The 26,401-nt window shown below is 62.3% G+C and carries 18 protein-coding genes, 1 tRNA gene and 1 pseudogene; 8 read left to right on the plus strand and 12 right to left on the minus strand.

Annotated elements, in window-relative coordinates; all coding sequences use genetic code 11:
- Positions 1–4: 4 nt before the first annotated feature.
- Positions 5–1,180 carry a CobW family GTP-binding protein gene (locus ACZ9IU_RS20345; RefSeq protein WP_038546400.1) on the minus strand — a complete coding sequence of 392 codons (1,176 nt, stop codon included), beginning with the start codon at positions 1,178–1,180 and terminating at the stop codon, positions 5–7.
- Positions 1,181–1,193: 13 nt separating this feature from the next.
- Positions 1,194–2,270 (minus strand): D-alanyl-D-alanine carboxypeptidase family protein, encoded by a 1,077-nt coding sequence (locus ACZ9IU_RS20350; protein WP_437179062.1) that lies wholly within the window; start codon positions 2,268–2,270, stop codon positions 1,194–1,196.
- 200 nt (positions 2,271–2,470) lie between these two features.
- Here ACZ9IU_RS20350 and ACZ9IU_RS20355 point away from each other — a divergent pair, with 200 nt between their 5' ends.
- On the plus strand, positions 2,471–3,634 hold the full coding sequence (locus ACZ9IU_RS20355) for a M20 aminoacylase family protein (protein WP_038546406.1): 1,164 nt from the start codon (positions 2,471–2,473) through the stop codon (positions 3,632–3,634).
- Between the two features lie 55 nt (positions 3,635–3,689).
- Positions 3,690–3,766 (plus strand) — tRNA-Arg (locus tag ACZ9IU_RS20360).
- A gap of 10 nt (positions 3,767–3,776) precedes the next feature.
- Here the strand turns inward: ACZ9IU_RS20360 and ACZ9IU_RS20365 are convergent.
- Complete coding sequence (locus ACZ9IU_RS20365) at positions 3,777–4,313, minus strand: DUF2937 family protein (protein ID WP_038546410.1); 537 nt, start codon at positions 4,311–4,313, stop codon at positions 3,777–3,779.
- Positions 4,314–4,354: 41 nt separating this feature from the next.
- Positions 4,355–5,584, minus strand: coding sequence for an FAD-dependent oxidoreductase (locus tag ACZ9IU_RS20370; RefSeq protein ID WP_038546414.1), 1,230 nt, complete (start codon positions 5,582–5,584; stop codon positions 4,355–4,357).
- 133 nt (positions 5,585–5,717) lie between these two features.
- On the opposite strand from ACZ9IU_RS20370, the gene dxr reads away from it, so the two are divergent.
- Positions 5,718–6,905: a 1-deoxy-D-xylulose-5-phosphate reductoisomerase gene (gene dxr / locus ACZ9IU_RS20375; RefSeq protein ID WP_038546417.1), complete on the plus strand. Its 1,188-nt coding sequence runs from the start codon at positions 5,718–5,720 to the stop codon at positions 6,903–6,905.
- 36 nt (positions 6,906–6,941) lie between these two features.
- On the opposite strand, the gene hemA is transcribed toward dxr, so the two are convergent.
- The 4 genes from hemA to ACZ9IU_RS20395 form a co-directional block, all read right to left on the minus strand.
- Positions 6,942–8,156: a 5-aminolevulinate synthase gene (gene hemA / locus ACZ9IU_RS20380; RefSeq protein ID WP_038546420.1), complete on the minus strand. Its 1,215-nt coding sequence runs from the start codon at positions 8,154–8,156 to the stop codon at positions 6,942–6,944.
- Positions 8,157–8,380: 224 nt separating this feature from the next.
- Positions 8,381–9,178, minus strand: coding sequence for an FAD binding domain-containing protein (locus ACZ9IU_RS20385; protein WP_038546423.1), 798 nt, complete (start codon positions 9,176–9,178; stop codon positions 8,381–8,383).
- Positions 9,179–9,189: 11 nt separating this feature from the next.
- Positions 9,190–11,535 carry a xanthine dehydrogenase family protein molybdopterin-binding subunit gene (locus ACZ9IU_RS20390; RefSeq protein ID WP_038546426.1) on the minus strand — a complete coding sequence of 782 codons (2,346 nt, stop codon included), beginning with the start codon at positions 11,533–11,535 and terminating at the stop codon, positions 9,190–9,192.
- Between the two features lie 119 nt (positions 11,536–11,654).
- Positions 11,655–12,143, minus strand: coding sequence for a (2Fe-2S)-binding protein (locus tag ACZ9IU_RS20395; RefSeq protein WP_038546429.1), 489 nt, complete (start codon positions 12,141–12,143; stop codon positions 11,655–11,657).
- A gap of 312 nt (positions 12,144–12,455) precedes the next feature.
- Here ACZ9IU_RS20395 and ACZ9IU_RS20400 point away from each other — a divergent pair, with 312 nt between their 5' ends.
- The 5 genes from ACZ9IU_RS20400 (at position 12,456) to ACZ9IU_RS20420 (ending at position 22,017) form a co-directional block, all read left to right on the plus strand.
- Positions 12,456–12,719, plus strand: coding sequence for a YMGG-like glycine zipper-containing protein (locus tag ACZ9IU_RS20400; protein ID WP_038546432.1), 264 nt, complete (start codon positions 12,456–12,458; stop codon positions 12,717–12,719).
- 178 nt (positions 12,720–12,897) lie between these two features.
- On the plus strand, positions 12,898–14,823 hold the full coding sequence (locus ACZ9IU_RS20405) for an autotransporter assembly complex protein TamA (RefSeq protein ID WP_437179031.1): 1,926 nt from the start codon (positions 12,898–12,900) through the stop codon (positions 14,821–14,823).
- 27 nt (positions 14,824–14,850) lie between these two features.
- Positions 14,851–19,344, plus strand: coding sequence for a translocation/assembly module TamB domain-containing protein (locus ACZ9IU_RS20410; protein WP_038546439.1), 4,494 nt, complete (start codon positions 14,851–14,853; stop codon positions 19,342–19,344).
- A gap of 406 nt (positions 19,345–19,750) precedes the next feature.
- Positions 19,751–21,538 carry a methyl-accepting chemotaxis protein gene (locus tag ACZ9IU_RS20415; protein WP_038546442.1) on the plus strand — a complete coding sequence of 596 codons (1,788 nt, stop codon included), beginning with the start codon at positions 19,751–19,753 and terminating at the stop codon, positions 21,536–21,538.
- On the plus strand, positions 21,538–22,017 hold the full coding sequence (locus ACZ9IU_RS20420) for a chemotaxis protein CheW (protein WP_038546443.1): 480 nt from the start codon (positions 21,538–21,540) through the stop codon (positions 22,015–22,017). The genes ACZ9IU_RS20415 and ACZ9IU_RS20420 overlap by 1 nt, the downstream gene beginning before the upstream one ends.
- Before the next feature lie 142 nt (positions 22,018–22,159).
- Here the strand turns inward: ACZ9IU_RS20420 and ACZ9IU_RS20425 are convergent, their stop codons facing one another.
- The 4 genes and pseudogenes from ACZ9IU_RS20425 to fdhD form a co-directional block, all read right to left on the minus strand.
- A complete protein-coding gene (locus ACZ9IU_RS20425; protein WP_038546447.1) occupies positions 22,160–23,209 on the minus strand; it encodes an aldo/keto reductase in 1,050 nt (349 codons plus the stop codon).
- 240 nt (positions 23,210–23,449) lie between these two features.
- Positions 23,450–25,108, minus strand: a complete 1,659-nt coding sequence (locus ACZ9IU_RS20430) for an OFA family MFS transporter (RefSeq protein WP_038546450.1) — start codon at positions 25,106–25,108, stop codon at positions 23,450–23,452.
- Positions 25,109–25,183: 75 nt separating this feature from the next.
- Positions 25,184–25,543 (minus strand): formate dehydrogenase subunit delta, encoded by a 360-nt coding sequence (locus ACZ9IU_RS20435; protein ID WP_038546453.1) that lies wholly within the window; start codon positions 25,541–25,543, stop codon positions 25,184–25,186.
- Positions 25,533–26,362 (minus strand): annotated as a pseudogene (gene fdhD, locus ACZ9IU_RS20440) (formate dehydrogenase accessory sulfurtransferase FdhD). Before fdhD ends, ACZ9IU_RS20435 begins: the two are co-directional and overlap by 11 nt.
- Between the last annotated feature and the right edge of the window lie 39 nt (positions 26,363–26,401).

Here is a 26,401-nt window from a genome sequence, read left to right on the forward strand (position 1 = left end):
GGGCCTACATCCGAAGGCCGGGAACGGCAAGCGGATTGTCCTCCAGCGCCGCGCGGTCCGGCCGGTCGACGCGGGGCTGGCCGGTGAATGCGGCAAAAAGATCCGAGACGAAAGCTTCTTCCAACCCTTGAGTGATCAGCACCATGCGGGTGCGCCGGTCGGAGCCGTCAGGCCATTTCGGCAGGCGCTGCGGCGGATGGAAGACGCTCTGCACCCCATGCAGCACCAGCGGACGATCCGGATTATCCGACAGCGCCACAATCGCCTTCATCCGGAGCAGCTTTTCGCCATGGGCGGAGCGCAGCAGGTCGATGAACATCTCGATCGCCATCGGATCGATCGGCCTCTCGTGGATGATCGAGAAGGAGCGGATGTCGTCGCCATGGCGGTTCACGTCATGGTTATGGTGGTGATGGCCATGCCCGTGGTGCTCGTGGCCATGGTGATGATCATCGTGGTGGTCATGACCATGATCGTGATGATGATGCTCTTCGGCATCGCTCGCCATCTCGTCGTGCAGCCAGCGATCGACATCGGCGATCTTTGTCGCCGGGTCGTAGAGGCCGTTCACCAGAATGGCGGCCGTGCCGGCCTCCTCACTGTCTCCATCGACGACCAGCGCCCGCGGATTGAGCGCGGCGAGCCGGCTTTTCAGCGCCGCCAGCTGGGAAGCGTCCGCCATTGACTGTTTGGAGATGATCAGCCGGTCGGCCACCGCCACCTGCTTCACCGCCTCCTGATGACGGTCGAGCGTGGAGACGCCGTTCACCGCATCAACCACCGTGATGACGCCGTCGAGCTCGAAATTCTGCGCGATGACCGGGTTACCCATCACCGACTGCATGACCGGCGCAGGATTCGCAAGGCCCGTCGTTTCGATGACGATGCGGCGGATCGGCCTCAGGCGGCCGGTCTGGATGCCGTCCATGATCGAAGCGAGCGAATCCACCAGTTCGCCGCGCACCGTGCAGCAGAGGCAGCCATTGGCAATCTCCAGCAGCGCATCGCCGGACGCTTCGACCAGGAAGTTGTCGATCCCGACCTCGCCGAACTCGTTGATGATCACGGCCGTATCACTGGTGCCCGGATCCTTCAGGATGCGGTTCAGCAGGGTCGATTTTCCTGCGCCGAGAAACCCGGTGAGGATGGAGACGGGAATCCGGTTGCGGGCAGAGGACATGATCTATTCTCGTTCAGAATGTCGGACGCGGCTGCGGGATCGGCACATTGAGGGCATTCGCGGCGACCGCTGCCTTCTTGGCGCCCTTCGGCGGCGGTGGCGGAGCCTCGCCGCCGGAAAGCAGGGCGAGCAGCGCATAGACGGGCGGCCGGACCATTTCATGGATATAGGGCGAATGCTGGATGGTGCGGCCCGCATCGTCACGCGTTTCGCTGCGCACTTTTGCGGCCTTCGGATTGCAGATCTCGGCGCTGACGTCGTTGACCTCAGCCGTATCGCCATAGGGCGCAAGCGCCGGCAGTGCCACGCCCCCGGCCGTCGTCGAGGTGAGTCCCTGTTGCAGCAGGTTGGCGGTGTCGTCGGCTCGGCCGGCGAGGCTATCCGAGCCCAGCACCACGGAGATCACCGAGCGGCCATCCCGCGTCGCGGAACCGATCTGGTTGAACCCGGAGGCACAGATGAAGCCGGTCTTCATGCCGTCGGCGCCGTCGAACCGGCCGATCAGCGTGTTGAAGTTGGGATATTGCTTGGTGCCGGTATCGATGCCCTCAAGCGAAAAATAGCTCTGGTATTCCGGGAAATCCTGCTTGAGCCTCAGCGTCAGCAGCGCCAGGTCGCGAGCAGTCGAGAACTGGCCCTTGCCCGGCAGGCCGTGCGGATTGATGTATTGGGTCGAACTCATGCCGAGCGCCTTGGCCTGGGCATTCATCATTGCCACGAACTGCTCCTGAGTGCCCCCGACGGCCTCGGCCACCGCAACCGCCATGTCGTTGGCCGACTTGACGAGCATCATCTTCAGCGCGTTGTCCATCGTCATCGTCGTGCCGGGCGTGAAATACATCTTGCTCGCCGGCTGGTCGGTCGCCCACTTGCTCATCACCACCGGCGTCTCGAGCGAGAGCTTGCCGCTCTTCAGGGCCTTGAAGGCAACGTAAGCGGTCATCAGCTTGGTCAGCGACGCCGGATACCATTTCAGGAAGGCGTCCTCATGGGCAATCACCTTGCCGGTCTTCGCATCGACAACGATCTTCGGATTGGCGGCAGCGCTGCCCGCGGATACGAAAAGCCCAATGGCCGTCACGGCAGAAATCAACCGGGTGGCAGACACGGATCGGAGGCTTGAAGTCGGCAAGGGTTTCCCTCGTTGTTACGGCTTTAACGAGTGCGGCGCATATGCGGCGTATGTGGCCAAGCAATGGCAAAGAAGATTGATTACGTCAATCATGACAGGCACACTCCGGCCGGGAGGACTTGTCATAACCGCGTGACCAGCCAGCAACAGGGAACATTATGCCGATTTTGAACCGAGCCGCCGAACTTCAGGGCGAAGTCAGCGAGTGGCGACGATATCTTCATGAAAATCCTGAGATTCTTTACGAGGTCGAGAACACCGCCTCCTTCGTGGAACAGAAGCTGAAGGAATTCGGCGTCGACGAAGTGGTGCCCGGCATCGGCCGCACCGGCGTCGTCGGCGTCATTCGCGGCAAGGGCCCGGGCGGCCGCACGATCGGCCTTCGCGCCGACATGGACGCGCTGCCGCTCACCGAAATCACCGGCAAACCCTGGGCGTCGAAGGTCCCCGGCAAGATGCACGCCTGCGGCCACGACGGCCACACGTCGATGCTCCTGGGTGCGGCGAAATACCTCGCGGAAACCCGCAATTTCAACGGCACCGTGGCACTGATCTTCCAGCCCGCCGAAGAGGGCGGCGCTGGCGCGCTGGCGATGGTCGACGACGGCATGATGGAGCGTTTCGGCATCGAGGAAGTCTACGGCATGCACAACATGCCCGGCATTCCGCTCGGCCAGTTCGCCATCCGCAAGGGCGGCATCATGGCGGCACCCGACCGCTTCACCATCACCATCAAGGGCCGCGGCGGCCATGCGGCCCAGCCGCACAGGACCATCGACCCGATCTTCATCGGCTCGCAGCTGGTCGGCAGCCTGCAGGCGATCGCCGCCCGCAACGCAGACCCGGTCCACTCGGTCGTCATTTCGGTGACCCGCTTCGACGCCGGCACGGCCTATAACATCATTCCCGACCAGGCGACGCTCTGGGGCACGGTGAGGACCCTCAGCGAGGCGACCCGCGACCTTGCCGAAAACCGCATCCGCCAGATCGTCGAGGGCATCGTCAGTGCCCACGGCGCCGAGGCGGAGATCGATTATTACCGCCAGTGCCCGGTTACCTTCAATCATGACCTCGAAACGGAGCATGCGATCGGCGTCGCCACGGAAGTGGTCGGCGCCGCGAATGTCGACACCAATGTCGAGCCAACCATGGCCGGCGAAGATTTCGCCTTCATGCTGAAACGCCGCCCCGGCGCCTTCATCTTCATCGGCAACGGCGATACGGCAGCGCTGCACAACCCGCATTACGATTTCGACGACGAGGCGATTTCCTACGGCATTTCCTACTGGGTTCGGCTCGCCGAACAGCGGTTGACGGAATGAGGCAGAGGAAAAGGCTTGGCTAAACGCCTCGCCTTTTGTATGGAATTCCTCACGTGGTCCCATAGCTCAGCAGGATAGAGCGCAGGATTCCTAATCCTGAGGCCGATGGTTCGAATCCATCTGGGATCACCACCCTCGTTTATCAGGCAATTGTCGACGTCTGGTCCATCCGTTTCGGCCGCCTTACAGTGCGAACGACGCCGCGGCGGGCAGCGCCGAGAAGTGCCGCAATCAGCCAGCCGCAGAAGAGCCCGCCCGCGGCCCAGGTGAGGCCTGCGAAATCGACCGGCACGCCCGGCACGAAATCACGCCAGGCATTCGCAAACGTCGTCGAATCAGGATTGCGCATCACCACGAACGGCTTGGTGAACGGCGGCGCCAGGGTCAGCTCTTTCTGTTGCTCGGCGAGCATCTCGTAACGCGAAAAGGTCCGCCGCATCGCTTCGCCCTGATTGCGCAGGAAGGTCTGCGGCGAGGCCGAATAGATGTTGAGTGCCTCCTGGCGGTCGAGGCCGTTATGGTTGGCCTGGGCGTCGAATTCCGAGATCATGATCTTGAGCTCATCGAGCGCTCCGCCGATCCGCTGGCGGTATTGCTGCGCGAATTCCGGCGCCTGGGAAAAGAAGATCCCGCCCAGCAGCGCCATCGCCATCGTCAGCATTCTTCCGAGCATGAGCATGGCAAAACCTCGATCGTTTGCCGATCAACGACGCCGGGTCGTCAAAGGTTGCCTTGTTTTACCCGCACATGCTCCATGCGGAACCCGAGCCCGATCAGCCGGCCGGCGAGATGGGCGAGCAGCGGAAAGCGGGCAATCCCCCGGATGAAGGCCGGCGGCCCCTTGCGCTTCCGGTCGTCTCCTTCATCGGTGCGCCGGCTGCTCCTCATCATCAACTGCAGCTTTTGGGTCGCCCTGGTCGGAAACCCGCGGCGCTTTTCGATGGCGGCGAGATCGGCATCGGCAAGGCGCCTCTCACGCAGCGGTGCGGCCAGGATATTGGCGGCCGCCACCGCATCCTGGATTGCCAGGTTGACGCCGACGCCGCCGATCGGCGACATCGCATGGGCCGCGTCGCCGATGCAGATCAACCCCGTCCGCCACCACTGCTTCAGCCGGTCGATGCGCACCGTCAGCAGGTTGGTGTCGTCGAAACTGCGGACCTCCTGCATCCGCTCGGCCGGCAGCGGTGAAACGTCGATCACCATCTGCCGAAAAGCCTTGATGCCCCTCTCGCGGATCTCCGCGAACGTGGTGCGGCGGATCACATACCCGCACTGCCAATAGTCGCCGCGGTCGATCAGCACGAAACCCTGGCGCGGTCCGGCATGCCCCATCACCTCGTTCGGATCACCTTTCTGTTTCGACAGCTTCATCCAGACGACTTCGCTCGGCATGCCGAAACTCTCGACATCGAGGCGAGCCTTTTCCCGCACGATCGAATTGCGGCCGTCGGCGCCGACGACAAGCGTCGAGCGGATGGTGAGCTCTCCTTCCGGCGTCTCCAGGACGAGGCCCGAAATTGCGCCCTGCTCCTCCAGCACGTCCACGACCTTCGCCTGCATGATCAGCCGGAAATTCGGAAAGCCTTGCGCCTTTTCAGCAAGAAAACTCAGAAAATCCCATTGCGGCATGAAAGCTATGAAGCGGTTCTTGACCGGCAGCCGCGAAAAATCTGCAATCGTGATCGTCTTGCCGCCCATTTCGGCCGAAAGCTTCGGTGCTCGGGTGTGAGGCAATTTGAGGAATTCGTCGATCAGGCCGAGTTCGTGCATCACTTCCAGCGTCGAGGGATGGATCGTGTCGCCGCGGAAATCGCGCAGGAAATCCGCGTGCTTTTCGACGACCGTCACATCGATGCCGGCCCGCGCCAGCAGGAGGCCGAGCATCAGCCCCGCCGGGCCGGCGCCGGCGATCACGCAAGTCGTCTGAATTTCACGGTGTTCGTTCATCGTCCCACTTCGCGCAAAGAGTACCCGTCGTGCAAGCTGCACTTGGTCGCAGCCGGGCCGAATTCAAGCCCGCTCTTGTGAGCCGTGGCTTTCGCTTGTAGACCAACGGCAGCTTTAGGAAATGGAAAACAGCATGGCCGAAACCGGCAAGCGCCGCATCAGCATCCTCGGTTCCACCGGCTCGATCGGCGTCAATACGTTGGATGTGGTGAACCAACTCGGCGGCCGCGAAGCCTTCGAGGTCGTGGCAATCACCGGCAACAGCAATATTGCGCTTTTGGCCGAACAGGCCAAGGCTTGTGGCGCGAAACTCGCGGTTACCGCCGACGACCGCCAGTATGCGGCGCTGAAGGACGCGCTTGCCGGCACCGGCATAGAGGTCGCCGCCGGCCGTGGGGCGCTGATCGAAGCGGGTGCGCGCCCGTCCGACTGGGTCATGGCGGCGATCGTCGGCACCGCCGGCCTTGCCCCGACGCTCGCCGCAGCGGAGCGCGGCGCCGATATCGCGCTTGCCAACAAGGAATGCTTGGTCTCCGCCGGCGAACTGTTCGTCAAGGCGGTCACTGAGGGCGGCGGACGGCTGATCCCGGTCGACAGCGAACACAGCGCCATCTTCCAGTCGCTCGAAGACGACCAGCACCACGCGGTCGAACGCATCGTGCTCACCGCGTCCGGCGGGCCCTTCCGCACCTGGACCCGCGAGCAGATGGCGGGCGTTACTGCGGATATCGCCCGCGCCCACCCGAACTGGTCGATGGGCCTGAAAATCTCGATCGGCAGCGCCTCGATGTTCAATAAGGCACTGGAGATGATCGAGGCGAAACATCTCTTCGCCCTGCGTCCCGACCAGATCGAGGTGATCGTCCATCCCCAATCGGTCATCCATTCCATGGTCGGTTATGCCGACGGCTCGGTGCTGGCCCAGCTCGGCTGTCCGGACATGCGCACTGCGATCGGTTATGCGCTCAGCTACCCGAACCGCTCGAAGCTCGACGTCGAACGGCTGGATTTCGCAAAGCTCGCAAGGCTGGATTTCGAGGCCCCTGACGAGGTTCGTTTTCCGGCGCTAAGGCTGGCGCGCACCGCCCTCGAACGCGGTGGCGTACAGGGTGCGGTCATGAACGCCGCCGAAGAGATTGCCTTCCATGCCTTCTGCGCCGGCCGCATCGGTTTTCTCAACATGGCCGATATTGCCGAACAGGTGATGGATGAAATGGTGGGCTATCCGCCCGCAACGACGATGGATGGGGTATTTGCGGCCGATGCCGAGGCGCGGCGCCGCGCCGGAAAGATCGTCGCGCAAAAAGAAATGGCCGCGTGAGCGCGGCCATGCGTTATTCGGATCTTTGTTGATCGTTCAAGCCACGTGCCGCGCCAGCGCGCAACGCGACCAAAGCTGGTGCAGCGAGCCGACCAGGTGTTCGATATCGGCGTCGCTATGCAGCGGCGTCGGGGTGATGCGCAGGCGTTCGGTCTTGCGCGGCACGGTCGGATAGTTGATCGGCTGCACATAAACGCCGCAGGTATCGAGCAGGATATCCGAGATCCACTTGCACTTGGCCGCATCGCCGACCATGACCGGCACGATATGGCTCGGGTTGTGCATATGCGGAATGCCCTGTTGATCCAGCATCGTGCGCAGCTTGCGGACACGGTCCTGATGGCGGGCGCGCTCGAACGGGCTTGCCTTCAGATGCCGGATCGAGGCAATCGCCCCGGCTGCCAGCGCCGGCGGCAGGGCGGTCGTGAAGATGAAGCCCGAGGCGAAAGAACGGATGAAGTCGCAGAGCGCAGTCGATGCGGCGATATAACCGCCCATCACCCCGAAGGACTTGCCGAGCGTGCCTTCGATGATCGTCAGGCGGTCCATCAGGCCTTCGCGTTCGGCAATGCCGCCGCCGCGCGGGCCGTACATGCCGACCGCATGCACTTCGTCGAGATAGGTCATCGCGCCGTATTTATCGGCAAGATCGCAGATTTCCTTGATCGGCGAAATGTCGCCATCCATCGAATAGATGCTTTCGAAGGCGATCAGCTTCGGCGCATTCGGATCGGCTGCCGCCAGCTTTGCTTCGAGGTCATTGAGGTCGTTGTGCTTCCAGATCACCCGCTCGCACTTGGCGTAGCGAATGCCTTCGATCATCGACGCGTGGTTCAGCGCGTCGGAGAAGATGATCAGGCCGGGGATTTTCTGGCCGAGCGTGCCGAGCGTCGCCCAGTTCGACATATAGCCGGAATTGAAGATCAGCGCCGCTTCCTTGCCGTGCAGGTCCGCCAGTTCCTGTTCAAGAACCACGTGATAGTGCGTCGTGCCAGAAATATTCCGGGTGCCTCCCGCACCCGCGCCACAGTGATCGATGGCTTCTTTCATCGCCTCGATCACGGCGGGGTGCTGGCCCATGCCGAGATAATCGTTGGAACACCAGACGGTCACTTCCTTCGGACCATCGGGAGTATGGCGCGTGGCGCGGGGAAAATTGCCGCGATGCCTCTCCAGATCGGCGAACACCCGGTAACGGCCTTCCCCGTGAAGTCCGTCCAGTTCGCTCTTGAAAAATGCCTCGAAGTCCATGCTCACACTCCAGAACCTACCTCGGTTTTGGTTTCAGCCACGCTTTTCGTCAACCCCGGACCGCGCGAATAGAACCAACCTGCGGCAAAAGGCCCGCTTTTTTTGAATTATTCCAATAAAAAGGTAAGCGATTTCGAAAATGTGAGAATTGATCCACGTCAAGCAGCAAAAAGAAGAGCGGTTTCGCCGCTCTTCCAGGTTTTTATCGGCGATCTCGATTCGCCTCAACCGGCAGACGCCACCGCCCTTTTCGCCATGACCTTCACCAGGTTGGCGCGGTATTCCGCGTTCGCGTGCATGTCCGCCATCAGGTTGGAGGCGTCGACCGCGACATTGCTCAGCGCATCTGCCGACCAGTTCGAACCAAGCGCCTGTTCAAAGCCGGGATGACGGAAAACGCCCGATGAGCCGGCGCCCGTCACCGCGACACGCACGCCGCCGGCGGTTTTGGCGACAAACACGCCGGTCATTGCAAAACGCGAGGCCGGATTGTTGAACTTGGCGTAGCCGGCCTTTTCCGGTGCATTGAAGGTGACCGAGGTCACCATCTCGCCCTCCTCCAGTGCGGTCTCGAAGAGACCGGTGAAGAAATCGTCGGCCGAGATCGAACGCCGGTCGGTGACGATGGTCGCGCCGAGCCCGAGCAGGCCGGCGGGATAATCCGCCGCCGGATCGTTGTTGGCGATGGAACCGCCGATCGTGCCCATGTGACGCACATGCGGGTCGCCGATATGGCCGGCGAGCTTGCAGATCGCCGGACAGATAGCGGCAAGCTCACGCGAAGCGGCAACGTCCGCATGCGGCGTGGCAGCCCCGATCGTCACCTTGCGGCCGTCGATCGAAATCCCGCGCAGCGTCGAGATATGGCGAAGGTCGATCAGGTCGCTCGGCGCGGCGAGCCGCTGTTTCATGGTGGCGATCAAGGTCATGCCGCCGGAAAGGTATTTGCCCTCCTCGTTGGCGGACTTGAGCTTGACGGCATCTTCCACCGAGGATGCACGATGATAGCTGGTAGCGTACATGTCTGTTCTCCTCAGTGAGCCGGATGCAGTGCCTGCCAGACCTTCATCGGGGTCGCCGGCATGGTGAGTTTGTTATGGCCGATCGCATCGGTAATGGCGTTGATCAGCGCCGGCGGCGAACCGATGGCACCCGCCTCGCCGCAGCCCTTGATGCCGAGCGGATTGCCCGGGCAAGGCGTGTTCTGGTGCGACAGCTTGAACGACGGCAGGTCGTCGGCGCGCGGCATGGCGTAGTCCATGTAGCTTGCCGTCAGAAGCTGGCCGTTCTCGTCATACTGGACGTTTTCGAGGAGCGCCTGGCCGATGCCCTGGGCAATGCCGCCATGCACCTGGCCTTCGACGATCATCGGGTTGATGATGTTGCCGAAATCGTCAGCCGCCACGAACTGGACGATATCCGTCTCGCCGGTATCCGGATCGATCTCCACCTCGGCAATGTAGCAGCCGGCCGGGAAGGTGAAGTTGGAGGGATCGTAGAAGGCCGTTTCCTTCAAGCCCGGCTCCATGCCCGAAGGCAGGTTATGGGCGGTGTAGGAGGCGAGCGCCACCTGGAACCACGGCACCGACTTGTCGGTGCCTGCGACCTTGAGCTCGCCGTTCTCAATGACAATATCCTCCTCGGAGGCTTCCATCAGGTGCGCGGCAATCTTCTTCGCCTTGGCCTCGACCTTGTCGAGTGCCTTGACGACCGCCGACATGCCTACCGCGCCGGAGCGTGAGCCGTAGGTGCCCATGCCCATCTGCACCTTGTCGGTATCGCCATGGACGATGTTGATGCTTTCGATTGGCACGCCGAGGCGGCCGGCGACGAGCTGCGCGAAGGTCGTTTCATGGCCCTGGCCGTGGCTGTGGGAGCCGGTCAGCACCTCGATCGTGCCGACGGCGTTGACCCGCACTTCCGCCGATTCCCACAAGCCGACGCCGGCGCCGAGCGAACCGACCGCCGCCGACGGCGCGATGCCGCAGGCCTCGATATAGCAGCTCATGCCGATGCCGCGTTTCTTGCCTTTGGCTTCGGACTGCGACCGCCGGGCGGCAAAACCCGTCCAGTCGGCGGCCTGCATCGCCGCATTCAGCGAAGCTTCGTAATCGCCCGCGTCATAGTTCATGATGACAGGTGTCTGGTGGGGGAAGGTGCGGATGAAATTCGCCCGGCGCAGTTCCGCCGGCGAGACGCCGAGTTCACGCGCGGCCGTCTCCATGGTCCGTTCCAGGAGATAAGTCGCTTCCGGACGACCGGCGCCGCGATAGGCGTCGACCGGCACCGTATTGGTATAGACGGTTCGGACATTGGCATGGATCGCCGGAATATCGTACTGGCCGGACAGAAGGGTCGCATAGAGATAGGTCGGCACGGCCGAGGAGAACAGCGACATATAGGCGCCGAGATTGGCGATCGTATCGACCTTCAGCGCCGTGATCCGGTTGTTGGCGTCGAAGGCCATCTTCACCTTCGAGACGTGGTCGCGGCCATGGGCGTCGGTCAGAAAGGCCTCGGTGCGGTCCGATGTCCATTTCACCGGCACGCCGGTCTTCTTCGACGCCCAGAGACAGATGATCTCTTCCGGGTAGATATAGATCTTCGAACCGAAACCGCCGCCGACATCAGGCGCAATGACGCGCAGCTTGTTTTCGGGCGCCACATTATAAAAGGCACTCATCACCAGTCGCGCCACATGCGGGTTTTGACTGGTCGTGTAGCAGGTATAGTGATCTTCCGCCGTATCGTAGATGCCGAGCGTGGCGCGCGGCTCCATCGGGTTAGGCGACAGGCGGTTGTTGAGGATCTCGATTTCGGTGACATGCGCAGCCGCTGCAATCGCCTTGTCCACCGCATCCGGCTCACCGATCTGCCAGTCGAAAATCAGGTTGCCGGGCGCTTCCGGATGGATCTGCGGCGCGCCGGAGGCAAGTGCTGGGACAGCCTCGACCACAGCCGGCAACTGCTCGTAATCGACGACCACGGCTTCCGCGGCATCGCGGGCTTCACCGGAGGAGTCGGCAACCACGATCGCGATCGCATCGCCCACATAGCGCACGGTATCGACGGCAAGCGGATGCCAGGCGCCCATCTTCATGGGCGTTCCGTCCTTCGAATGGATCATCCAGCCGCAGATGAGATTGCCGATGCCGTCCGCCTGCAGCTGCTTGCCGTCGAGCACGTCGATGACGCCCGGCATGGCTTTCGCCGCGGTCGCATCGATGTGTCCGATCTTCGCATGTGCATAAGGACTGCGGACGAAATAGGCATATTTCATGCCGGGGACGGTCATGTCGTCCGTGTAACGGCCCTTGCCGGTCAGAAAACGCTTGTCCTCTTTGCGAGTAACGCGTGCACCGATTCCTTCAACACCCATGTTCATCTCCTCCCGAGATGGTGATTGGTTTTGGTTAGTGAGTAGGAATTAGTCGGCAGTGAGCGGTTCAAGAGCGGAAACGCCGTGTGAACCGCTGCTCACTAACGACTACTGACCACTCACTCCGCGGCCTGCCGGCTGCCAGCCATTTCGGCATCGGCGGCAAGGATCGCCTTGACGATGTTGTGGTAGCCGGTGCAACGACAGATATTGCCTTCGAGCCCGGCACGGACTGTCTCTTCGGTCAGCGTCCCGCCTTCGCGGTTGATCAGGTCGACTGCCGTCATCACCATGCCGGGCGTGCAGAAGCCGCATTGCAGGCCATGATGCTCCTTGAAGGCCGCTTGAACCGGATGCAATTCGCCCTGGCCGGCGAGACCCTCGATCGTCGTGATCGTCGAGCCGGATGCCTGCACCGCCAGGATCGAACAGCTCTTCACCGAATGGCCGTCCATATGAACGACGCAGGCGCCGCACTGGGTCGTATCGCAGCCCACATGCGTGCCCGTCAGACCAAGTTTTTCGCGGATGAAATGCACGAGCAGGGTGCGGTCCTCGCACTCACCGCTCATCGCGCGGCCGTTCACGGTCAGCGTCACTTTCGTCATATGATCCTCCTCATGTCCCTCCCGGACATGCCCGACATCATTTGCTTTTTTACTTAGGGGATCAACCGCTACTTTCTACGGAAACGGCAATAATTTGACCGGCCACCGGTCAAGCCATCGTCCTCCGATCTTCTCGGATTTCGAGTAACTATCGACAATTCAAACAAAATCGGCGCTTAAAAATATTGAGGTCATATGGACTCTTGTGCGCCGCGACCTATTGTTCCCATTGATGGCTGTTGAATTGACCCGCGGAAACGTTCGGAGTCTGCGAGACGGCCGGGCAAAACAAAGAACAAACAGGAGGATCTCATGAGAAAAGCCTTGGTGCTTTTGATGGTCGGCGCTTCGCTCGCGAGCTGCACGGCAACTGAACAGGGCGCCGGCATCGGCGCAGCATCCGGCGCCGTGATCGGCGGCCTCGCCACCGGCAACGTCCGCGGCGCAGCCGTAGGTGCTGCGATCGGGGGCGTTTCCGGTGCCTTGATCGGCTCTGTCGCCGAACAGCCGGGTCAATGTTACTACCGCGACCGGTATGGCCGCCGCTATATCGACAGCTGCCCGCGCCGTTACTGATAACCGCGTGGATTGCAGAAAAAACTGTGGCCCCGGAGCACTCTCCGGGGCTTTTTCTATCATGAAATCATTGCGAAGAGCGATCGGGGGTACCCGGCTTCGTCTTTTGCAGTTAGATAGTTCGCTTCGTCGGACGCTATGACGGCTTCCAGCCGGGGGAATCCACAGCAGTTTGCGTATGCGGAACGAAAACACTGGGCGGACAGAAAAACGGAGGTTGAGGGGGGCAGGCGCAGCTGCGATGCTTGCCGCTATACTTCTTGTTTCCCCGCCGCTTTCCGGCAAGGCCTACGCCTTTAAACTCTTCGGCATCACCCTGTTCGGCGGCGATGAAGACAAGGTCGAGGTCATCGATCCCGTCCGTTACGATGCGACGCTCCAAACCGGCAGCGCCGATAAGGATCTCAAGAAGCGCCTCGAATCGGCGGCTTCCCTGATCACCGACGAAAAACAGCCGGTCTCGGGCGACCTCGGGGTGATCATCAAGGCACGCGAGGACCGCGACCGATTGATCGCCGTGCTTTACGAAGAGGCCCGTTACGGCGGTACCGTCAACATCTCCGTCGCCGGCACCGATATCGACCGCCTGCCGCCCAACCCTACATTCGACCACGCGGCGCCCGTGCCGGTCACCGTCAGCATTGATCCCGGCCCGGTCTTCAAGCTCGGCTCGGTCCGCTTCGAAGGCGATGCCGCCGGCCACGATCCGGGAAAATACGATCTCGTCGCCGGCGGCAAGGCCGGTTCGCGGCTGATCCTCAAAGCGGGCGAACAGCTTCTGGTCGATCTGAAGAACGAAGGACGACCGCTCGCGAAACTGACCCGACGGCAGGTGACGGCCGACCATCGAACCGACACGATCGACGTCGTGCTCGGTGCCGTCGGCGGTCCGGTCGCGCCGTTCGGCACCGTCGCCGTCAAGGGGTCGCGCACTGTCGATGCCGCCTTCATCAGCCGTTATTCGCGGCTCGACAAACGCGGACAATATTCGCCCGAGCAGTTGAAGAAGGCGAACGACCGCCTGCGCGAACTCGGCGTCTTTTCGAGCGTGACGATCCACGAGGCGGAGAAGCTCGCGCCGGACGGTTCGTTGCCGCTGACGATCGAGGTATCGGAAGGCAAGCACCGCTATTTCGGCTTCGGCGCCGAATATTCCTCAATCGACGGCGCCGGTCTCGAAGGATACTGGGGTCACCGCAACCTCTTCGGGGAAGCCGAGTCGCTGCGCATCGAAGGCAAGGTGTCCGGCATCGGCGCGACAACCGACGTCACCACCTTCGACTATTCCGCCGGCATCATCTTTACGAAGCCCGGCGCATTCGTGCCGGAAGCAACCTTCGAATCACGCCTCGAAGCCAAGAGCGAGACGCCTGACGTCTACGAGGCGCAGACCATCATCTATTCGGCCGGCATCACCTACGAGCTGAACGAGACCGACAAGCTCAAGGCCGGCGGGGAAATCGCTTATATCGATGCGGACGATGCCTTCGGCAACAACCAATACCTCACCCTCAGCCTGCCGATCAGCTTCGAGCGCGACGCGCGGGACAACAAGCTCGACCCCACCAAGGGATATTACGCAACCCTTTCCGCAAAGCCGAGCTACGAGCTGATGGACGGCACCATTTTCTCGTCATTCGAGGGCTCGATCTCGGGTTATCTCGGCCTCGGGCAGGAGGATCGGATCGTGCTGGCCGCCCGTCTGGCCGCCGGAACACTGGTCGGCGGAAGCGACCTTGAAAGAATCCCGGCGACACGCAGATTCTTTGCCGGCGGCGGCGGATCGGTGCGCGGCTACGCCTATCGGGAAATCTCGCCCTATAACAGCGCCGACGAAGCCACGGGCGGGCGTTCTTATACGCTGGGATCTTTCGAAGTGAGGGTAAAAGTGTCAGAAAATATAGGCATTGTACCTTTTGTCGACATTGGTACGGTATCGACCGGAATCGTGCCCGATTTTTCTGATATACGTGCTGGCGCAGGGATCGGCGTGAGATATGCCACGCCTTTTGGACCGCTGAGATTGGACGTTGCAATTCCGTTGCAGCGCTATGACGGCGGTAGCCAGTACGGTATCTATGCGGGCATAGGACAGGCATTCTGAAAGGCAGTGAAGGGTAGCGTTTAAGGCATGATGCTGATGGTACGCCTGTTGAAATGGATCTTGAAGGCCGCGCTTGGCGTGGTCGCGATCCTGTTCGTCATGGCCTTGGGCGTTGTCCTTTTCGTCGCCCTCACCCCTGTCGGCGGACGCGTTGCCGCGGACCGGATTTCCGCCATCGTCTCCACGCCTGACCGCGGCATCTCCTTCACGCGGCCGGAAGGCCTTCTGACCGGCGATCTGCGTATCGATGCCCTTACGCTGTCCGACGATATGGGCCCCTATGCCCAGATCGGCGGCATCAAGATCGACTGGTCGCCTACATCCCTGGTGACCGGTGTTTTCCGCGCCGAGCACATTTCCGCAGACACCGTCAATTTCATCCGCGCGCCGCGGCCGCCGAAAGCGCCCGCGACGACGCAGACGACGAACTCCTCCGGGTCGCCGTTGCCCGTCGGGATCCGCGTCGCGCAGATCGACCTGCCGGACATCAATCTCTCCCAGGCACTTTCGGGACGGGATTTCTCTCTTTCGGTGAAGGGATCGATCGATGCGACCGGACCGGACATTTCGCTCGACCTGCAGGCAACCCGCAAGGACGAGCCGGATGCCAGGGCATCTGCCGACGTGGTCTACGCGCCGTCCGAAAATCGCCTGACGCTCAAGGCTGCCGTGTCCGAGCCGCAGGGTGGCCTGCTCGCCCGGGTTCTGCGCCTACCCGGCACCCCGGCGGTCCAGCTCGCCCTCGATGGCGAAGGACCTCTTTCCGACTGGGCCGGCAAACTGCAGGGCAGTGTCGGGGGAACCCCTGTCATCTCGGTCGATGGCAAGCATATGCTGGTCGCAAACGGCAGGCACAGAGTGGAGGTGACCGGCGGCGGTCAGCTCTCGACGCTTCTCCCGCCCGCCTTTCGTCCGCTGTTCGGCGGCACGACCGATATCAACATCGCCGCAGTCTATGCGCCTTCCGGCCGCGTGGATATCGAACGCGGTGATCTCACCTCCGGCGCCGTGAAGATCGCTGCCAAGGGGGCCTGGGACCAGACGGGCGACAACAGCCTCACCGCCAGCCTCAACGGCGTAAAGGGTCCGGTCGACTTCGTCTGGCCGATCAACGGGCAGGAGAGCCGCTTCTCCTTCGAAAGCATCAACTTTACGCTGACCGGAGCGGCCGCCTCGGCGCGCTTCAATGCGACGGCAGCACTCAGCGCCGCGGAACTGCCGCAGGGGCGCTTCGGCCAGATCCGCCTGCAGGCGGAAAGCGAAGACCTGAACCTCATCAACCGCTCCGGCAGCATCCGCAGCCGCTTCACTGTAGCCCGCACGCATTTCACCAATGACGACCTCGACCGGGTGATCCGCGGGCCGGTGACGCTCGATGCGCCGCTAAGGCTGGCGCCGCCGGCGATCGGCCTCGATGCAGCGACCTTCGACAGCGGCAATGTCAACGGCACGCTGTCCGGCGCCTATGATATGTCGAAGCAGGCGGTCACCGGCAATTTCCGGGTTTTCGCCAATCCCGCCGTTCTGCCGCCGGGGCTGGTTTCGAAATTCGACGGCAAGCTGTCCGCCGAAGGTTATGTCAACATGGTGAGCGGCGGCCGCGTCAGCCTCGAGAACTTCGTGATGCGGTCGAACGCGATCGAGGCGCATGGCAACATGCTGCTCGAAAACCAAACCGTCACCGGCCGCCTCGCCGGCCGCGTGCCGGATCTCAAGCGCTGGCTGCCCGAGGCCGAAGGTGCCGCAGGTTTCGATATTTCCGCCAAGGGGCCGCTCGCCGCAATGGGCGTCAGGGCCGTGGTCAATTCCGCCGACGCCCGGCTGGTCGGCCGCAAGCTCCAGGACATGAGCTTCATCCTCGAAGGCACCGCCGATCCGAACGCCCCCAAGGGCAAGCTGACCGGCACGGGCTCGCTCGATGGCCAGCCTATCCGCGTCAATGCCGACGTCGCCTCCGTCCAGGGCCGCACCAGCGCGCCGGCGATCACCGCAGAGATCGGCCCCAACAAGCTCTCTGGCGCCCTGAACTTCTCCCCCGCCTTCCTGCCGGAAGGCCAGCTCACCTTCGATTTCCCGGATGTCTCCCTGCTTGCGGCGCTCGCTGCCCAGCAGGCCCAGGGCGATCTCAAGGGAACGGTGATGTTCAGCAATACCGGCGGCAAGGCAGGCGCTGCGATCCGGGCATCCGGCAGTGCCCTTCGCCGCGGCACAATGGAGATCGCCCAGCCGAACATCGATCTTGCCATTCCCGACATCAAGGCGATCGCGGCCGAAGGCACCGTCCGCGCCACCCGCATCGGCGCCGGATCGGTCGGCATCAACGACGTCAATCTCGGCGTCAGCCAGGGCGGCAACCGGACCAACTTCAACCTCGCCGCCCAATATGACAACGCACCCCTCACTGCGATCGGCGATATCCAGAGCGGTTCCGATATCTCGGTCGGCATCGAAAGCTTCACCGCCGCGCCCCGCAGCATCGCAGTCCGGCTCGCCGCGCCGACCCGCATTGCGGTCGCAAACGGCGGTGCGCGGCTTGCTGACCTCACCATCGCAACCGGCACCGGCAGCGTCACCGTCAACGGCACAGCCGGCTCGGCGCTGGACCTGACCGCCAATATCAAGGCCTTGCCCGCCAATCTCATCAACGCTTTCGTGCCCGCGATCAACGCTGCCGGCACGATTTCCGGCACGATCAACGCCACCGGCGCCGCATCTGCCCCTGCCATACGTTACGATTTAGAATGGAGTGATGCACAGCTTCGCCAGTCGCGCGACGCTGGCATCAGTCCGTTTCGAGTCCAAGCAAGCGGCAGCTTCGCCAACGGGACAGTCACATTAGACAAGACGCGGCTGACGGGCTCCGGCGGTCTCGACCTGTCCGCCGCGGGCAAGGTTATCCTGAAGGACGGCATTCCCGCGCTCGACATAAACGCCCGCGCCAATGCCGTGCCCGCCAGCCTGGTCAACGCCTTTGCGCCGGGCCTCGACGCCCGCGGCACGATTTCCGGCACGGTGACTACGACGGGAACCCCGCAAGCCCCGGCCGTCCGTTATGATCTGCGCTGGGCCGATGCCGGCGTCGCGCAGACCACCTCCGCCGGGGTCGCTGCCTTCAACATCACCGCCGGCGGCACGTTTCAGAACGGCACCGTCACCGTCGATACCCGCCTTTCGGGCGGTGGCGGCGTCTCGTTATCGGGCGGCGGCTCCGTCTCGCTTGCGGGCGAAAAGCCGCTCAATCTGAAATTCAGCGGGAAACTGCCCTTCTCCATCCTTGCAGGGCAGATGGCCGCTCAAGGGTTCGTGCTGGAAGGCACCGGCAATGTCGATCTTGCGATCGGCGGCACCGCGGCAGCGCCGGCGATCACCGGCACGGCATCCTCCTCTGGCGCCCGCCTGGTGGACGTTCGCCGTAACCTCGCGCTGACGGATCTCGCGGCCAATGTCGCCTTCGATGGCAAGAGCGCCAATATTTCGAGGCTCACGGCCAAGCTCTCGGGTGGCGGCACGGTCTCGGTCCAGGGCTCGGTCGGCATCACACCCGGCTCCGGATTTCCAGCCGATCTCAGGATCACGCTTGCTCAGGCATCCTATGCCGACGGCACGCTGTTTGCTGCAACCACCGACGGCGCCCTGACGATCACCGGCCCGCTGACCTCCGGCCCCATCCTCGGTGGCAAGGTAACGCTGACCAAGGCTGCTATTACCGTACCGGCCCGCCTGCCGACTTCGCTTTCCGCCATCGATATCCGCCACCGCAACGCACCGCCCGACGTGCTGCGGCAGATGGAAAAGCTGCGCCCGAAGAGTGCCGGCGGCAGTTCGAACCCGATCGCGCTCAACCTCCAGATCAGTGCGCCGAACGGCATTTTCGTTCGCGGGCGAGGCATCGACGCCGAGCTCGGCGGCGACCTGACCGTGACGGGCACGGCGGTCGCGCCGGTCGTCGCTGGCGGCTTCCAGATGCGCCGCGGCCGTATCGTCATCCTCGCCAAACGGCTGGATTTTACCGATGGCGACATCACCTTCGGCGGCGGCCTGATCCCGGTTCTCAACATGGAAGCGAACACGACCTCCGCCGCGACGACGATCACGGTGAAAGTCACCGGCGTCGCCAACGACCCGACGATCGCATTCTCCTCCTCGCCCGCCCTGCCCCAGGACGAGGTTCTGGCGCGGCTGATCTTCGGCCAGTCGATGTCGCGGCTGTCACCGCTGCAGATCGCCCAGCTGGCCGACGCCGTCGCGCAACTCGCCGGCGGCGGCTCCACATCGCTGCTCGAAACGCTGCGCAACAATCTCGGTGTCGACGATCTCGATATCAACACCGATGCGACCGGCCAGACCACCGTTTCGGTCGGCCGCTACATCAACAACCGCACCTATATCCAGGTCGAACAGGGCGGCGAGGGCGGCGCCGAAGCGACGATCAACCTCGACGTCGGTCGCGGTGTGAAGCTCAAGGCCGGCGCCGGCACCGAAGGCGGCAAGGCCGGCATCTTTTATGAGCGCGAATACTAATCTCCCATATCCATTGGTTCCTGCTTGCTCGGGAGAAAAACCTGACCTCCGAGGACATCACATCGATCGGCGTACCTCCGCAAAACGCGTGCCTAGTCGCCCAGCGCCTGATATGCGGCCTAAGTTTATATTTAAAATATCGATCGAAATTACTTCTCGGAAGTCCCGAACATACATCGAAAGCTGGGGTTACTGCGGCACAAATACACATCATCCGGAATTTGACAAAACACAGAACAGATACGTATTTCCCCTGACTTGAGCCGAAAAGAATTATTGACCTTCCGTTAAGTCCTCAATGCTATTTTTAGCAGAACTCAGTGTCCCGGCGACGAGAGATTACCTCGTTAGGTGGCAGGCAAAATTGAGCGGTTCGGGACCTTACAGATGGGGGCAGGCAAGCCAGATGTCCATACTTTCACTTCCAGGTGCTGACGCGAAAGCAGTACTTGCAGCGCTCAATAAATCCCAGGCTATCATAGAGTTTGATTTGTCCGGAAAAGTCCTCACGGCCAACGAGAACTTCTGCAAGACGCTCGGCTACGCTCTTTCCGAGATCGTCGGCAAGCACCACAGCATGTTCTGCGATCCGGCCTATGTGAAGTCGCAGGCCTACAAGGATTTCTGGGCGCATCTCGGCAGCGGCAAATATGACGCGGCCGCCTACAAGCGCATCGGCAAGGGTGGTCGCGAGATCTGGATCCAGGCTTCCTACAATCCGGTGGCCTCGGGCGGCAAGCCTTACAAGGTCGTCAAATTCGCAACCGACATCACCGCCGCAAAACTCAAATCCGCCGAGGACGAAGGCAAGATCAACGCCATCTCGCGCACGCAGGCCATTATCGAGTTCACTCCCAATGGCGATGTCCTGACCGCCAACGAAAATTTCCTCGCCTGCCTCGGCTATCAACTTTCGGAAATCACCGGCAAACATCACAGCATGTTCTGCGAGCCGTCGTTCCGTGACAGCGCCGACTACCCGCAATTCTGGAAGAAGCTTGCCGGTGGCGAAGCGATTGCCGCCGAGTTCAAGCGCATCGGCAAAGGCGGCAAGGCTGCCTGGATCCAGGCGTCCTACAATCCGATCTTCGACGCCGACGGCCGGGTCTTCAAGGTGGTCAAGTTTGCGACAGATATCACCGAACGCGTCCGCGCGGTCGATGACATCGCCGATGGCCTGACGTCCCTTTCAAACGGCGACCTGACCATCCGCATCGAGAAGCCTTTCATTTCGACGCTTGAGCAGATCCGCCTCGATTTCAATGGAGCCATCACAACGCTGGCGGATGCCATGCGCACGGTCGGGGATAATGCCGAGGGGATTGCAGGCGGCTCCAGCGAGATTCGCCAGGCTTCCGACAGCCTTGCCAAGCGCACCGAGCAGCAGGCGGCGGCAGTCGAGGAGACCGCCGCGGCTCTTGAAGAAATCAGCCGCACTGTGATCGACAGCGCCAAGCGCGCCGAAGAAGCCGGCAGCCTCGTCTCGCATGCTAAAAAAAGCGCCGAACATTCCGGCGCCGTGGTCCGCAACGCGGTGAGTGCGATGGGCCAGATCGAGACGTCGTCCAGGGAAATCTCCAATATCATCGGCGTAATCGACGAGATTGCTTTCCAGACAAACCTCCTGGCGCTGAATGCCGGCGTCGAGGCGGCCCGCGCAGGCGAAGCCGGCAAGGGTTTTGCGGTTGTTGCCCAAGAAGTCCGCGAACTCGCGCAACGTTCCGCCAGTGCGGCCAAGGAGATCAAGACGCTGATCTCGACCTCTTCGGAACAGGTGAAGCGCGGCGTCGCGCTGGTCGGCGAAACCGGCAAGGCGCTTGATGAGATCATGTCCCAGGTGGACGAGATCAACGGCAACGTCGCAGCGATCGTCGAGGCGGCCCGTGAACAGTCGACGGGCATCAAGGAGATCAGCAAGGCCGTCAACTCGATGGACCAGAACACGCAGCAGAACGCTGCGATGGTCGAGGAAACCACAGCCGCCAGCCACAGCCTGGCGCGCGAAGCCGAAACCCTGCGCGATCTTCTAGGACGGTTTAGATTTGCGCAACATTCTTCGAATAAGATTGCAATAGCGCGACCTGATGCACGACCCGTTGCATCGCCGGCACGCAAACTCATGGCAACGGTCGCGCGGACCACAACGGGTGCCGCCGCTGCCGCTCAGGCAACGGATAGTTGGGAAGAATTCTGATGGCTACGACGATCAACTCCACAAGCTACAGCGGCGAAACGCTGGAAATCATCGCCTTCCGTCTCCATGACCAGGAATTCTGCGTCAAGACGACGACGATCCGCGAAATCCGCGGATGGGCGCCTTCGACGCCGATCCCGCACGCCCCGGCCGATGTCATCGGCGTCATGAACCTTCGCGGTTCCGTGATCCCGATCATCGACCTTGCCTACAAGCTCGGCATGAAGAGCACGGTTGCCAACGAGCGCAGCGCCATCGTCGTCGCGGAAGTCCACAACATGGTCATCGGCATGCTCGTCGACCGCGTCTCGGACATCCTGACGATCCCTTCGAGCCAGGTTCAGCCGGTTCCGGAAATCTCCGCCTCCTTCGACAAGTCCTTCTCCGAAGGCATCATCGCCAACGAGAACGGCATGATCTGCTTCCTGAACCTCGCCAAGATGTTCAAGGGCACCGAGGCCGACGATCTGGCTGCCTGATTTCTGACAGGCGAGGCAAGCGGAAGCACCTGCCACGCCTGCAGCATCACCTCAAGGCCAAGGCGGTTGGCTGGAAAGACCTCTAAGCCGTCACCTGACTTTGAAGCCCGCAGCGTCAAACCGCCGCGGGCTTTTTTCATGATTATCCCTTCGGCTCGAATGGAGCCGGCCGGCGTCCGGCAGCCTGGCGCGCCAGCATCCAGCCCGGATATTCCGGAGCAAGCGCGCTCACCTCATCGAGCTTTGCCATATCCTCCGCGTCGAGCTTCAGCTTCACGGCCTTCAAATTCTCTTCGAGTTGTTCCAGCCGTTTGGCACCGATGATGACACTCGTGACGAACGGTTTCGCCAGAATATAGGCCAGCGCCACTTCCGCGACGCTCGCACCATGCTTGGCGCCGACTTCGCGCATTGCCGCGACGCAGGCCCAGGCACGATCCTTGTCAACCGGTGGAAAATCGAAGTTGGCGCGGCGGCCTTCCCCGTTACCTGGAGCGCCCGGACCGTATTTGCCGGAGAGCAGCCCGCCGGCAAGCGGCGACCAGACCATCAGGCCGAGCTTCTCCTCCTGCATCAGCGGCACGATATCCCGCTCCAGGTCGCGGCCGGCGATCGAATAATAGGCCTGCACCGTCTCGAAACGGGCATAACCCTTGCGCTCGGAAATGCCGAGCGCCTTCGCCATCCGCCAGGCAGCCCAGTTGGAGAGGCCAATGTAGCGAACGAGGCCGCGCGATACCAGATCGTCGAGCGCCCGCAGCGTCTCGTCGATCGGCGTTACCGTATCGGTGCCATGGATCTGGTAGAGATCGATATGGTTCATCTGCAGCCGTTCGAGGCTCTGCTCCACCGAGTCCATGATATGGCCGCGGGAAGCGCCGCGATCGTTCGGCTTGTCGCCCATCTGGCCATGGAATTTCGTGGCGATGATCACGTCCTTGCGCGGCACGCCGAGGTTCTTGATCGCCTGACCGAGGATGGCCTCTGACCGGCCCTGGGAATAAACATTCGCCGTGTCGATGAAGTTGACGCCGGCGGCAAGCGAGCGCTCGACGATCTTGTCGGCGGCATCCTGATCGAGACCGGCGACGGCACTCCAGACGGCGCCCGTCTGGTTCTCGCCGAAGGTCATCGTGCCGAGGCAGAGTTCGGAGACGAAAAGACCTGTATTGCCCAATTGATTGTAGCGCATGGAGAACTCCCGTGTGCACTGAAGATATGAAGAGATAAAGCAGTCGCTGGAAGCCGGATCGGGCACGCGGGCGCGTGCGTTTCGCAAAGAATGCGAACTCGGGTTCCGGAAGGCAATCTAGCCCGGATTCGGCCGAGGTCAAGCGGAGCCGCCTCCGTTTTTATCCTCACATTTGCGTGCAAGGCAAAAAGAAAGGGCGGCTTCGGCAAGCCGCCCCCTCATCATTCCGGTTGCCGAATGTCAGCCGAACAGCACCAGACTGCTCCGCAGCGTCACCCAGACGCCCCAGAGGAGCGGAATGCCGACCACGGCCCAGGCGATCGCCGCCTTGGCATCCAGACCACCGGTGCCGATGCCGAAGGAACCGGTCGGACCGGCATTCGCCGCAGCTGTCTTTGCCTGCAGCGAAGCGACCTCGTGGTCCGACATGAACCATTTGTCGGCAAGCGGACGCACCAGCGCGTTGGCGACCAGACCCAGCACCAGCATACCGGCAAGGATATACATCGTGCCGGTATAGAGCGCCGGTCCGGCGGGAACGCCAGCGGTGAGCTGCGCTTCGCGGATGTAGTTGACGACGACCGGACCGAGAATGCCGGCGGTCGCCCATGCCGTCAGCAGCCGACCGTGGATCGCGCCGACGAACTGGGTGCCGAAGATATCCGCGAGATAGGCGGGGATGGTCGCAAAGCCGCCGCCATACATGGACAGGATGATGCCGAAGGCGAGTACGAAGAGCGCCTTGTTGCCCATGTCGGCAAGCGTCGGAGCGAGCGCATAAAGCACGATGCCGAGCACGAAGAACGTATAATAGGTGTTCTTGCGGCCGATCTTGTCGGAGAGCGATGCCCAGAAGAAGCGCCCGCCGATATTGAAGAGCGATAGAAGCCCGGCAAAGCCGGCAGCAATCGTGGCGATCTGTGCCTTCTGGCTCGCATCGAGCTGCGAGAAGGTCAGGTTCGGCAAGCCGATCAGCGATCCGGCGAAGATTTCCTGCAGCATCGGCGAGGCCATGCCGATAACGCCGATGCCAGCCGAAACGTTCAGGCAAAGCACCGCCCAGATCAGCCAGAACTGCTTGGTCTTGTGTGCGTCGCGCAGATGGACATGCCTGGCGGTAATCATAGTCGTCTTGGAGACCGGAGGCGTCCAGCCTTCGGGACGCCAGCCGGCCGGCGGGATGCGGTAACCAAAGGCGCCGCCCATCATGAAGCAGAAATAGATGACCGCCATGCAGATGAAGGTCTGCCAGACGCCGACCGAAGTACCGGTCTTGAAATAGTTCATCAGCAGGTTGGCAAGCGGAGCACCGATCATCGCGCCGCCTCCAAAGCCCATGATGGCCATGCCGGTCGCCATGCCGCGGCGGTCCGGGAACCATTTGATCAGCGTCGAGACCGGCGAGATATAGCCGAGACCGAGGCCAACACCGCCGATGACGCCGGCGCCGATCCACATCAGCCACAGCTGATGGGTCATGACGCCGATGGCCGCGACGATAATGCCGCCGCACCAGCAGCAGGCCGAGACGAAACCGGCCTTGCGTGGGCCGACCCGTTCCAGCCAGCCTCCCCAGATCGCCGCCGAGCAACCGAGCAGCACGAAAAACAGCGTGTAGATCCACCCGAGGTCCGCGACACGCCAGTTGCAGCTTGTCGTGAACAGCGCCGAGATGAGGTTGAGGCTGGCGCAGGACGGGTCCTGCGTGGTACCTAGGGCGCGGGACAGCGGCAGCCAGAAGACGCTGAAGCCGTAAGCCATGCCGATGCAAAGGTGAATAGCCAAAGCTGCCGGCGGCACCAGCCAGCGATTGAAGCCCGGTTTTGCGATAATACGTTCCCTATCGAGGAGCCCGACATTGCCTGTCAGGCCCTCGTTCGTCGTGTCTGCAATTGCCATTAAAAAATATCCTCCCTCTGGATGACGGCTATGCTTTATTCCTCCTCCGGCCCCTCACCTGCCGGATGGATGAATTCATGCGGCGCTCTCCGGAATGCTCGGTTCGGAAAGCGATTCTCCCTCAGTGGGGCCCTTGCCGCCCGGCGCACCCTGCCTCGCATCTTCGCCCACACCAACGCCCGATCCGACCTTCGCCTCCGACCGGCGGATCAACGTCGAAGCCTCGACAACGAGTGGCAGCAGTCCCGCCCCGCCATTGTCGAGATGCTCGAAAAGGTGCCGGCGCATGCGCGGCTCCCAGAATTTGTTGATATGCGTCGCAACGCCTTCCGCGCGAACGCTTTCCGGCTGCGACAGAAAGAAGGTGGCGATCTGGTTGGCCATCCGGACCAGTTTGTCGAGCACAAGTTGCTCGGGGCTTTGGTCATGCGACATCGGCGACAACTCCAGTGGTTATGCGATCGGTCCGCGTAAAAATCTCGAAATCCTCGCCGCGGGTCAGCGCGATCAGGGTCATGCCCGCCGCCTCCGCCGTTCGGATGGCAAGTGCTGTCGGCGCGGAAATGGCGATCAGCACTGGACTGCCGAGGATCGCCGTCTTCTGCACCATCTCGACCGAAATGCGGCTGGTGACGACCACGACGCCCTCAGAACCCTTGAGGCCCTTGGCGATGACCGCTCCGGCAAGCTTGTCGAGCGCATTGTGGCGGCCGACATCCTCGCGGACGGCAACCAGCCCCTTGCCCGGCACGACGAAGCCGGCGCCGTGAACCGCATGGGTTTGCCGATGCAGCGGCTGGGCGCTGTTAAGCGCCGCGACAGCTTCGCTCACCTCTTTCGGGCTGAGCGCCATCGTCACCGCGGAAACATCCGGCACCGGGCGCATGGCCTGCTCGATTGACTCGATACCGCAAAGCCCACAGCCGACCGGCCCCGCCATATGCCGCCGGCGGACGCGCAGCGCATCTTCCTTATCCTCGGCGAGCGTCACCTGGACATCGAGACCGGCACCTTCCTCGACGACGGTGTGATGCTCTCGATCTCGGCCATCGAAGCGATGATGCCTTCCGTCAGGCTGAACCCAACCGCGAAATCCTCGAGATCGGCAGGCGTGCCCATCATCACCGCATGGGTCGACCCGCCATAGGAAAAGGCGATCGCCACCTCCTCCGGCACCACCCGCGTGGCCGCACGGACCACGCCGTTGCGGCGGGCGATCTCGGGGGCTGTGGCGGTGGTTTTGAATACTGCCACTAAATACCCCCCTCTGCCCTGCCGGGCATCTCCCCCTCA

The sequence above is a fragment of the Mesorhizobium sp. USDA 4132 genome, assembly GCF_056279545.1.

Coding starts and splice junctions, on each gene's coding strand:
- ACZ9IU_RS20370 (WP_038546414.1), bottom strand. CDS start 5,584: ATGAACGAACACCGTGAAATTCAGACGACTTGCGTGATCGCCGGCGCC.
- ACZ9IU_RS20365 (WP_038546410.1), bottom strand. CDS start 4,313: ATGCTCATGCTCGGAAGAATGCTGACGATGGCGATGGCGCTGCTGGGC.
- ACZ9IU_RS20410 (WP_038546439.1), top strand. CDS start 14,851: ATGATGCTGATGGTACGCCTGTTGAAATGGATCTTGAAGGCCGCGCTT.
- ACZ9IU_RS20400 (WP_038546432.1), top strand. CDS start 12,456: ATGAGAAAAGCCTTGGTGCTTTTGATGGTCGGCGCTTCGCTCGCGAGC.
- ACZ9IU_RS20415 (WP_038546442.1), top strand. CDS start 19,751: ATGTCCATACTTTCACTTCCAGGTGCTGACGCGAAAGCAGTACTTGCA.
- ACZ9IU_RS20395 (WP_038546429.1), bottom strand. CDS start 12,143: ATGACGAAAGTGACGCTGACCGTGAACGGCCGCGCGATGAGCGGTGAG.
- ACZ9IU_RS20390 (WP_038546426.1), bottom strand. CDS start 11,535: ATGGGTGTTGAAGGAATCGGTGCACGCGTTACTCGCAAAGAGGACAAG.
- ACZ9IU_RS20355 (WP_038546406.1), top strand. CDS start 2,471: ATGCCGATTTTGAACCGAGCCGCCGAACTTCAGGGCGAAGTCAGCGAG.
- hemA (WP_038546420.1), bottom strand. CDS start 8,156: ATGGACTTCGAGGCATTTTTCAAGAGCGAACTGGACGGACTTCACGGG.
- ACZ9IU_RS20420 (WP_038546443.1), top strand. CDS start 21,538: ATGGCTACGACGATCAACTCCACAAGCTACAGCGGCGAAACGCTGGAA.
- ACZ9IU_RS20385 (WP_038546423.1), bottom strand. CDS start 9,178: ATGTACGCTACCAGCTATCATCGTGCATCCTCGGTGGAAGATGCCGTC.
- ACZ9IU_RS20425 (WP_038546447.1), bottom strand. CDS start 23,209: ATGCGCTACAATCAATTGGGCAATACAGGTCTTTTCGTCTCCGAACTC.
- dxr (WP_038546417.1), top strand. CDS start 5,718: ATGGCCGAAACCGGCAAGCGCCGCATCAGCATCCTCGGTTCCACCGGC.
- ACZ9IU_RS20345 (WP_038546400.1), bottom strand. CDS start 1,180: ATGTCCTCTGCCCGCAACCGGATTCCCGTCTCCATCCTCACCGGGTTT.
- ACZ9IU_RS20405 (WP_437179031.1), top strand. CDS start 12,898: ATGCGGAACGAAAACACTGGGCGGACAGAAAAACGGAGGTTGAGGGGG.
- ACZ9IU_RS20430 (WP_038546450.1), bottom strand. CDS start 25,108: ATGGCAATTGCAGACACGACGAACGAGGGCCTGACAGGCAATGTCGGG.
- ACZ9IU_RS20435 (WP_038546453.1), bottom strand. CDS start 25,543: ATGTCGCATGACCAAAGCCCCGAGCAACTTGTGCTCGACAAACTGGTC.